The organism is Bradyrhizobium sp. (assembly GCF_019244115.1).
GTDB lineage: Bacteria > Pseudomonadota > Alphaproteobacteria > Rhizobiales > Xanthobacteraceae > Bradyrhizobium.
Genome location: NZ_JAFATE010000052.1, coordinates 1 through 9,808, shown reverse-complemented (window position 1 = coordinate 9,808; position 9,808 = coordinate 1). Strand labels below are relative to the sequence as shown.

The 9,808-nt window shown below is 60.6% G+C and carries 7 protein-coding genes and 1 pseudogene; 3 read left to right on the top strand and 5 right to left on the bottom strand.

All coding sequences use genetic code 11. The features are described from left to right. The first annotated feature begins 739 nt into the window (after positions 1–739). Positions 740–1,141 (top strand): hypothetical protein, encoded by a 402-nt coding sequence (locus JOZ76_RS02485; protein WP_291697049.1) that lies wholly within the window; start codon positions 740–742, stop codon positions 1,139–1,141. A 460-nt stretch (positions 1,142–1,601) separates the two neighbouring features. Here the strand turns inward: JOZ76_RS02485 and JOZ76_RS02480 are convergent, their stop codons facing one another. From JOZ76_RS02480 to JOZ76_RS02460, 5 genes and pseudogenes are all read right to left on the bottom strand, one after another. Continuing rightward, positions 1,602–2,252 (bottom strand): 50S ribosomal protein L11 methyltransferase, encoded by a 651-nt coding sequence (locus JOZ76_RS02480; RefSeq protein ID WP_291697048.1) that lies wholly within the window; start codon positions 2,250–2,252, stop codon positions 1,602–1,604. Between the two features lie 37 nt (positions 2,253–2,289). Continuing rightward, positions 2,290–2,715, bottom strand: a complete 426-nt coding sequence (locus tag JOZ76_RS02475; protein ID WP_291697047.1) for a deaminase — start codon at positions 2,713–2,715, stop codon at positions 2,290–2,292. A gap of 389 nt (positions 2,716–3,104) precedes the next feature. Then, positions 3,105–3,848 (bottom strand): S1 family peptidase, encoded by a 744-nt coding sequence (locus tag JOZ76_RS02470; protein ID WP_291697046.1) that lies wholly within the window; start codon positions 3,846–3,848, stop codon positions 3,105–3,107. Positions 3,849–4,100: 252 nt separating this feature from the next. Next, positions 4,101–5,120 carry an AraC family transcriptional regulator gene (locus JOZ76_RS02465; protein ID WP_291697045.1) on the bottom strand — a complete coding sequence of 340 codons (1,020 nt, stop codon included), beginning with the start codon at positions 5,118–5,120 and terminating at the stop codon, positions 4,101–4,103. 449 nt (positions 5,121–5,569) lie between these two features. Further along, positions 5,570–5,899, bottom strand: a pseudogene (locus tag JOZ76_RS02460) (invasion associated locus B family protein); the annotation flags it as partial. Positions 5,900–6,423: 524 nt separating this feature from the next. Here JOZ76_RS02460 and JOZ76_RS02455 point away from each other — a divergent pair. Continuing rightward, positions 6,424–7,722 carry a cytochrome P450 gene (locus JOZ76_RS02455; protein ID WP_291697044.1) on the top strand — a complete coding sequence of 433 codons (1,299 nt, stop codon included), beginning with the start codon at positions 6,424–6,426 and terminating at the stop codon, positions 7,720–7,722. Between the two features lie 285 nt (positions 7,723–8,007). Further along, on the top strand, positions 8,008–9,603 hold the full coding sequence (locus tag JOZ76_RS02450; RefSeq protein WP_291697043.1) for an ABC transporter substrate-binding protein: 1,596 nt from the start codon (positions 8,008–8,010) through the stop codon (positions 9,601–9,603). The last annotated feature ends 205 nt before the right edge of the window (positions 9,604–9,808 follow it).

Sequence of the window (9,808 nt, the reverse complement as noted above, 5' to 3'; positions counted from 1 at the left end):
CTTGAGCATCGGAGTACGATCTGGGCCGAGAGTTCGCCAATCGACGTAAAGGCCAGGATCGGCTGCCCCCGCTGCTGGGCGGATGCGGGTACGCTGGCCATCGTCGAGGCGGTACACAACAGCCCAAGAGCGCCTCAGATTGCTCTGAACAGGCCGATGGTTGCCTTCTTCAATGTCGGCTGCCGAAGCCCACGGGCCGCAGCCTCCGCCTCGCTCCACCCACCGACCGTCTTGCGTTTTTCGATCCAACCAGGGTGATAGTTCGGGCAATCTGGTCGGACGCCTTTTGCGCGGAAAATGATGGAAACGTCCTGGATGCGCTATGCGCTTTCGGCAGTATGCGCCCGCATCTGCCCAATGTGATTGAAGGTGATGATATCAGGGGGCACCCGAGGGTCAGGAGTATCTCGCAGCACTTCGTGACGCTCGCTTTCCGGAGATCTGCACGCGCGGCTGATCTTGAACCGGCCGGCAGTCCCGACTATGCAGATTCAGCCACGCTTTGCTCCCGCGACACAATGACGCGCCGAGCGCGCTTGAGCTCCAGAGCCCCGAGTACCTGCTTTGAAAATTGCCGAAGACGCATAGCGGATGCTGGGCGCTTCGACCAACCTCCTCTCCACGAAATGCTCTGGATACTCCCAAGTCACCTGTGTGCTTGGGCGAACGCCTCCCGGGTGCACGTTCGCCGAATGGGGGCGGCGGCTGCCTCCAAGAGCAATCGAAAAAGGAGGAAGCAATGTCAAATCTCGCTTTCCGACCAATGCCGCGAAGGATCGCCGTCATTGCCGCATCGACGGCTCTTTCCGTCTTCGCGCTGCTTGCATCGACGGGTCCCATGTCGCCGGCACCCTTGCATCCGACGGCAAGGCACGAGCAAACGAAAGACATCTCAGGCATCGTCGAGGTCTGCGCCGTGGCATGCGGCGGCTGCGAGGCGATTGAACCGCGCGGCGGTTGGGCCTGTCCTGGCTGGTATTGGCGGCCTCCGGGCGACGCAGTTTTGGCCGGTGCGGCGATCCGCTTCGTCGAAGCCAGAAATGCGCCAGCATATTCGGGCCCACAGCCGGCGCCTGGCATGTGCTGGTACTACACCGACCCGTCCCGCATCCAGGGCTTCTGGGATTACTGCCCGTACTAGCCAATGCGGTGCGTGCGGGAACGAAGCAAACGGTCCGACCCTTCTGGACTGCATACTTCCCGAGTCCGCTTTGGGTCCGCGGTTGCCTTCCCGAATGCGTCAGTGGCTTGTACCTCAGATAGCCTCCGACTAATTAGCTGCAATGCCCACATTGGCAGCCGTGGGGCCATAACAGACGTCACCTCGCCATTGATAACGCACGGTTGCTGTTCTGGCGTGGGTCAGCGAGTGCGACGCGAACTCGCCGTCGAACTTGTCGCAAATCACCCCGGCGACGCGAACCCAGTTGACGCGACGACTGCCGCGCCGCCAAGCGCCGGACGTCAAGAAGTCGAGCGAGCGGACCAGCAGCCGGGCAAGGCTGCCGGCCCAACCCTACCGACTGCGCAGCTCGTAGAGAACCATCGACTCGATGTAGAATGAGCGCTCGTAGGCAAGGCGTGCGCGAAAGCCGGCCTCGTCAATCAGCCGACCGAACAAGTCGAGATCGGAGTCCGAGGACGTAGAGACGGCCGTCGGGCTTCAGCCGCTCGCTGGCCTGCTTGAACAAGGCCGCGACGTCCCGATATTGAGGGCCGGCGTGCCAACCGCGATCCGCGAGATCGCGCGGCTCGCCAGCATGGTTGGGTGGGCTTGATAGTATCACATCGAAAAGCGGGCGCACTGGAAGCGCGGCGAGGAGGTTCATACAGGCCACACTCACACGGTCACCAAAGCCGTTCGCCCGCGCATTCTCCAGCGTCGAGAGAGCCGCATGGGGATTGATGTCGAGCGCCAAAACCTCCGCCGCACCGGCGCGCGCGGCCGCCAGAGCCAAGATGCCGGACCCGGTGCCAATATCAGCCACAGACTTGCCACTCAGGTCGAGCCCGTCGAGGAACGTCGCGAAATACTCGCTACTCAGAAAGAAGCGGGGGTGGAAGACGGTCGGCCGTACGCGCAGGCGGAAGCCCGCCGCCCGGGTCGTTCGGATGCTCTGGCGTCTAAGGATGAGGTGATACGAGAAGAAATGAATAAAGTAGCGCAAAAGACGGCGGAACCGCCCGTGCGGCGTTCCGCGCCGATTGAGAACGGTGAAACCACTGTCCACTGAGCGGGAAATTTGGCTCATCAGGCCTCCTACCGGCGAGCGACAAAGCGCGGCGCAGTCAGCGATGCAACAGAGTCAGGCGACGGAAAAATCCTTCGCGGCGGGGCACCTCGGCGGGCGCTTGGGCGACGCCGCCGAAGCAGCCGCGGAACGTGATGATTCTCCAGATCATCGGGTGCCAATCCCGCCACACTGCTTCCGCCTCCTCGCGCATCACCGCGCCAGCGATCTCGGGGACGCGGCCGAAAACTTCGGGGATGGCGCCGGAGATCTCCTTGTCCTGTAAAACCTTCCATCTCGAGTGTACGCCCATGATGGGCGAGCGAATAGCATAGACGACCTTGCGCGTTCGGGTCTCGCGAATGCAGTAGCAGCACATCGCGCAGGGCTCGACATTGGTATAAAGCGTGCAGCGCGACAACCGCTTGGTTCCTAGGACGCGTTGCGCTTCCGACATCGCAACCATTTCGGCGTGACGGGTCACCAGTACGGGGGAGGTTTTCTGAGCAGCAACAGACCTCCAACTGCTTCAATCTCAGGCGTATGAGCCGTGCCTTGAAATTTCCGGCACCGGTTATCGTGAGGTTGATCCGTATATCGCCAAATTCGGCCGCGTAGCCATCAGGATCGCTAAACGTAAGTGCGCCGCCCTCTGCCATATGTCCCGTCCTCGGACCGCGGACAGTTCTTGCGTACAGAGTACCCCTCCTCGAAGGACATGGGCCCGGTATAGCCGGTACAGGCCGAGCGTTTCCGATAGTTGTCAGCCCGACTGAGACGATGATACCCAGCTCGATTTGGAGCCACTATGCGATATCGGCTGACGATAGCGGCACGCGAAAGCAGCAAGGCTCCCGGTGCGAAGAATAGACCTCAGTCAGCCTGCGGAAGATCATCCAGCGCCTGGATTGGCACGGATACAACGTTGGGCGTCCCCCACGCAGTCGAAATCCGCATCACACGGTAGCCCAAACTTAGGCTCTGGGTGAACACGTTACTGACGACCGCCGCGACTTGGCCGTTGCAATCGATCACGGGTGCACCCGAGGCGCCGTGATCGATAATAAGGCGGTTGTCACCTTCAAAAAATTCCAGGAGTGCCATGCCGGTGAGTTTCCCGTCATCGCCGAACCGAACAAACCGTCCGCCCACCAGCTGCAGGTGGCCGGCTGGATACGCGAGGGTGATGAGCTCCTCTTCAGGTGAAAGAGGCTCCTTTCGGATCGCTATGCTCCGCGCATCGGACGCGGCGCGCTCGAGTTCGATGACGGCAAGCCTTTCCGCCTGGGCTCCCGCCAGGCGCTGGATGCGCGCAGAGATGAACTGGCTGCGATCTCCGTCCATGATTTCGAGAGGTTTCCACGCCTCGGTCGAGAGCTTCATCCCTGCAGTGACGTGCTCGGCGGTGACGATCGTCGTTGGGGACAGGAACCAGCCGGTGCCCCGCACGCCGACGAGGCTTGGACGCTCATTGCGCTCCGCGTCATCGAAATACCGCATAATGCTGACGGTCGAGTGCGCGAGCTGGGCGGCGTCGATGCAAGCTGCACGAACGGACTGAGTGTTTGAAAACAGAAGTAGAGAAGCAAACAGCAGATGACCAGCGCGTCCATGCATTGCAATGAATCCCCGTGCCCATTCAAAGTGAAAGGGCAGGCCTGTGACTGAGCAACAGGGGGGATCGACTTTTCCGGAGGTTTTCCTGAAGCTTGGGAAATTTCTGTGAGCTCTGTGGCGCTTTCGTCACAGCCTTGAGGATCTGGCGCAATCACCCGTTATCGTTCGCGATCTGACCAACTAGAGCTTGGGAAGTCGCGCCTGTCCCTAGTTCGGAGCGGCTACGTTGAACTCGATCAAATCCGAGCCATTTCAGGAGGCTAGTCGGCGGCTTGGGAAATTCTGCGGCTGCAACGGAGGACAGGCAATTGAGCTGGTGGCGGTCTGCTCCGCGGGTTGTCGCAAAGTGTCCGAAGGTGATTCCCCAAATAGCCCGCGATAGGCGACCGAAAAACGTGCTAGCTCCCAGAAACCGTGATCCGTAACAATACGGGTGACCGTTGCTGTGGACGAATGTGCGGCCAGCAACGCCCGTCGAACGAGATGCATTCGGCGCAATGTCAAATAACGGATTGGCCCCATGCCAAGATGTTCTTCGCAGGAGGCGCGAAGCGTTCGCTCTGCCGCGCCGATGGCCGTGCAGATCTCGGTGAGGTAGAGCGGCCGGTCAGGATTTGCCTCCAGGAATTCCACGAACCGCGTGAGGATGGTGTGGTGACTCCGGCGGCCTGCGGTCGGCTCCGCAGTGTGTCCTTCGGCGAGGCATCTGACCACGATGTGACTGAGCTCATTCTCCAACGCCCGACTCACCTGAGGGATTTCCAATATGTCCGGGGTGTCATGAGCAAGTTGCCCGATGCTCTTGTGCATTTTAAGCAGTCGAAGCATCAGTCCAGGAGGCGGACGAATGATGGACTTTCGCGCGGCCTCCGGTAACTCACGTCCGGTTATTGCTTCGGCAGCAGCAGACAGATATTCGGATGGGAGGGACACCGTGGCATAGTGAAAGTCGGCGTCAGATCGTTGGTGTACGAGGTCGGACCTGTTCATGACGATGTCGCCTGGCAGAACGTCCAGGCCGCAATCAAGCAATGATGATGAATTGCATTCGGTCAGAAAGCCGAGCGATCTGCGGCCGGGCTTGACCGCGACCGTATTGATCTCCGGCAGTGATATGTGGATTCGGTGCATCCAAATCCCGTTCATGCCGATTTGTGTGACATCGGCATGGAAGTTTCCCTTCGACGTGGGAAACAGCGCGACATCGGCAGAAGGAAAAATTGCTTGGCACGCCGATGGATCATCAAAACTGAAAACTCTACTCAACGCCATTTCTGTTCTCCCCGAAACAGAAAGTACGATTTAGTCGGGTTCTGCTAACGCGGAGGGGACTTAGGTTTCGCGAAAACGGGATTGGCAGTGTGGCCGCGGCCCCACAAATCTAAATTTTATTTTAGCCCTGGCGCAACCCTTTTCAACCTGCGATTAGTTGACGCAAGTCAATGCCCGGATTGTGACGCGTCGCTGACGCTGTTGCGCTTCAACACCAGCCAAGCCTTCATTCTAAGGCTTCGCGAAATTGTTGATGGGCCCTTCAAAAGGAATTCTGCCACAATTGTGGGAAGGCTAACCCACCAAAATACCTGCGCACGTATTCTAGCGAGGGTCACCGCTTGTCCATTCGTGAGGCGCCGCCCGCGTGATCACACATGCACGGCATTGGATCGGATCGAACGCAAGCCTATTTTGCGTTATCTCCCTCAGGGGACCGCCCCCATTTTTCACCGATCTCTGCTCAAAAATTTGCGCTGGCCACCTTGATGAGCTTTCGCAAAGTCGTCCAGTGGCAGCGCAGCAACAACCATTCTGACGTTGAGGTTGACGCCTTTCACGGAAAGCATCCCGCCGGAAGCGAGTTGGTGAATGAAAGCGGGGTCGGCAACAGTCGCGGCCACGCAGCCGTTGGCCAAACAAATTGCGAAGGGAATCTGCATTGAGGCGCCATCGTCGACTGTCAGCTTGATGTCGGGCTGCAGAAAGAGTTCTGAAGGCAGATAAACCTGCAGCCTTGCGGCCGGCCCATTCTCTCGTTCGATCAAGTCGACCCTGAGAACGACCTGACCCGGCCACTGGTTAGAAGGCTTTTTCCACGGCGATCAAAAATCACAGCGCAATATCAATAATATACGAGTTCGTGGTTTTATTTTGAATGGCGCGCCAGATCCAAGAGAAATCCCGGATCCAAGAGAAATCCATGGGCTAACCCGGCTGGTTGGCAAGCACGCTTCTTGCTTGTCGTCGTTGCGGGCGAACTTCACGCGCCCCAAGTGCACGTAGTCCCTGGGCCGTTCATTGAGCTCCGCGAGCACGGCAAATAGCGCCCGGCATCGACGCCTATGTTTTGTTGACATGCGACCGTCCCCGATTGCACCCCTTGGGTAGGTGCTGCGCATGGGAACAGCAAATTAAAGTTGTGAACTCCGCAATACTACCGGACGCGTCATCCTGCCCCGATTTGAGCACGTTTCGGAGTCCGACCGGCGTCCCGGACGCGAGAGAAAGACTTTCCCGGCGACGCAGTTGACGACGATAAAATACGCGTCAAGATTGTGCTTAAGCTGCGGGGGGCAAAAAGGTGCAACAAGCAACCTCATCAGGTGTGCGGGACGCCAACTCCCCCGGCGCGTCGCGCTGGTCCAGCGAAAACGTGCTTCGACCGGCGCCGGGCGGCATCAAGGGCTGGCTGATGGCCTTTGCCCTTTCGACCGGGTTTCCGCTGCTGTTTCGCCTGCTGCGCTGGCTGCCATGGAACCTCCGTCTCGGCGTGGTGTTTGCGACGCGCTACGACGAGGTTTGTGAAATCTTTCGCAACGACGCGGCGTTCCGCGTCGCCTACGGGAAAAAGCTCCACGTCATCACGGGCGGCGAGCCATTCTTCCTGAGCATGGACGACACGCCGCAGTATCGCCACGACACAGAGGCGCTGCGAAAGGCCGTGCGGGTCAGCGATATTCCGGCCCGCCTCATTCCCGAGGTGGAACGCCTCGGCGAACAGCTCGTCAACGACGCCATCGCCGATGGCAAGGGGCAGATTGAAGTCGTCGAGCTGGTTCGCCGCATCACCTTCGAGCTTTATCAGTCCTATCTGGGAATTCCCGATCCGCCGGGAGCTGCCCTGCCTGCCTCGCTGATGCGGCTGTTCGAATTCCAGTTTGCCGACGATTTTGACGATCCGGAGCTGCGCAAGGAGGTCGACGTCGTCGGGCCGGCGCTGCGAAGTCATATCGATACGCTGATAGCAGCGAGAAAGACGGCAGGCGTGGTGCAGGATGACGTCCTCGGCCGCTGCGTCGCCATGCAGGCGGCAGACCCCGCGAGCTTCAGCGATGCGCAGATCCGCACCTCGCTGTTGGGCCTGATCTATGGCGGGCCGCCGCAGCCGCCGATGGTGGTGCCGCAGGCGCTCGAGCAGTTGCTGCGCCGTCCCGATGCCCTGAAAGGCGCGCAGGAGGCCGCGCGCAGTGCCGACGACAAGCTGCTCGCCGGCTTTGTCTTCGAGGCGATGCGGTTCGATCCGGTGGCGCCGTTCCTGCGGCGCGTGGCGAAGCAGGACGCGGACATCGCGGCGGGCACGCCACGCGCCGTCACCATCCCCCGGGACAAGACCGTGCTGGTCGCTGCCAGCTCGGCCATGATGGATGAGCGGCGGGTGCCGAACCCGACGCAGTTCGATCCGAACCGCGCGGGCGACCAATATATCCATTTCGGCCTCGACCATCATCAATGCTTCGGGATCCACATGAACAACGCGCTGCTGCCGCTGATGCTGAAGGCGCTGCTGAAACGGCAGAATCTGCGGCGCGCGCCCGGCGCCAGGGGCAAGCTCAGCAAACGCGGCCCTTTTGCCGACCAGCTCTGGGTCGCGTACGAGTAGCATGGCGGATCTGACATTCGCTACGGTACGCAGGATGAATTGAGCTCTTCGCGAAACCATCATCTTCGTGAATCGCGGAATGATTGGTATCGCTTCCGCCTTCGCTCTTCGAGCTTCGGCGGACAAGTCGCTCCACCCATCCTGGGCTTGCTGCAACAGGGTCGCCGGGGCATCAGCCCTGGACGCATTGACAGCCAGAGCACCCGATAGCAAGCTCGCGCAGCCATCCCTCGGGCGAAGCCTGCATCTTGGGCGCGCCGAACGAAATCACCTGGAGGTCCAATCGTGGACAGATCAATCCTGCTCGCCGCCGTCTGCGCATCGACGCTCGTGGCGGCTCCGGCCGCTTCCGCCAAAACCCTGGTGTTCTGCTCGGAAGGCAGCCCCGAAAACTTCTATCCCGGCGTCAACACCACAGGCACCTCGTTCGATGCCAGCGAGCCGGTCTACAACCGCATCGTCGAGTTCGAGCGCGGCGGCACGCAAGTGAGGCCGGGCCTTGCCGAGAAGTGGGCGATCTCGGAGGATGGCACCGGCTACATCTTCTACCTGCGCAAGGGCGTGAAGTGGCATTCGTCAAAGTCGTTCAAGCCGACGCGCGACTTCAATGCCGACGACGTCATGTTCTCGATCGAGCGGCAATGGAAGGAAGACAATCCGTACTTCAAGGTGACGAGCACGAACCATTCCTATTTCGGCGACATGGCGATGCCGAAACTCTTGAAATCGGTCGAGAAGGTCGACGACTACACCATCAAGGTGACGCTCAATCAGCCGGAAGCCCCGTTCCTCGCCGACCTCGCGATGCCGTTCGCATCCATCCAGTCCAAGGAATATGCCGATGCCATGCTGAAGGCCGGCACGCCGGAAAAGATCGACCAGGACCCGATCGGCACCGGGCCGTTCTATCTGGTGCAGTATCAGAAGGACGCCGTGATCCGTTACAAGGCCTTCCCTGAGTTCTGGGGCGGCAAGGCCAAGATCGACGACCTCGTCTATTCGATCACGCCGGATGCGTCGGTGCGCTGGGCCAAGCTGCAGAAGGGCGAATGCGACGTGATGCCCTATCCGAACCCGGCCGACCTCGATGCGATCAGGAAGGATCCCAACATCACGGTGCTGGAGCAGCCGGGCCTCAACATCGGCTATCTGGCGTTCCAGACCCAGAAGAAGCCGTTCGACGACGTGCGCGTGCGCAAGGCCATCAACATGGCGCTCGACAAGAAGGCGATCATCGACGCCGTTTACCTGTCGACCGGCATCGCGGCGAAAAATCCGATCCCGCCTTCGATGTGGTCGTACAATGACGAGGTCAAGGACGATCCCTATCATCCCGAAGCGGCCAAGAAGCTGCTGGCCGAGGCGGGATATCCGAACGGCTTTGAAACCGATCTGTGGGCCATGCCGGTGCAGCGGCCCTACAATCCGAACGCCAGGCGCATTGCCGAGCTGATGCAGGCCGACCTCGCCAAGATCGGCGTCAAGGCCGAAATCAAGTCCTATGAATGGGGCGAATACCGCAAGCGGATGCAGGCCGGCGAGCACCAGATGGGCATGCTGGGCTGGACCGGCGACAACGGCGACCCCGACAACTTCCTGCACACCCTCTTGGGCTGCGCCTCGGCGCAATCCGGCGGCTCGAACGTCGCAAAGTTCTGCTACAAGCCGTTCGACGATCTGGTGCTGAAGGCCAAGACCGTCAGCGATCAGGCCGAGCGGACCAAGCTGTATGGGCAAGCCCAGGTGATCTTCAAGGAGCAGGCGCCGTGGTTCACCATCGCGCATGCCGTGCAGCTCAAGCCGGTCAACAAGCGCGTGGTTGACTTCAAGCTGTCGCCGTTCGGACGCCACACCTTCTATGGCGTCGACGTCAAGGACTAGCGGGTTGAAATGAGGTTCGATCGAGCCACATCGGCGCTGCGCCCCCTCCCCCGGTGCGGGGCAGGGCTATCGCATATGAGTGGCGCTCTCTCCGTTTGCCTCCCCCGCTTGCGGGGGAGGTCGCCGCGCTTGCGCGGCGGGTGGGGGCCGCCCTGGCCTCCGCTGCAGCCTTTTTCGCACGACGCCCCCACCCCAGCCCTCCCCC

Coding starts and splice junctions, on each gene's coding strand:
- JOZ76_RS02485 (WP_291697049.1), top strand. CDS start 740: ATGTCAAATCTCGCTTTCCGACCAATGCCGCGAAGGATCGCCGTCATT.
- JOZ76_RS02470 (WP_291697046.1), bottom strand. CDS start 3,848: ATGCATGGACGCGCTGGTCATCTGCTGTTTGCTTCTCTACTTCTGTTT.
- JOZ76_RS02480 (WP_291697048.1), bottom strand. CDS start 2,252: ATGAGCCAAATTTCCCGCTCAGTGGACAGTGGTTTCACCGTTCTCAAT.
- JOZ76_RS02465 (WP_291697045.1), bottom strand. CDS start 5,120: ATGGCGTTGAGTAGAGTTTTCAGTTTTGATGATCCATCGGCGTGCCAA.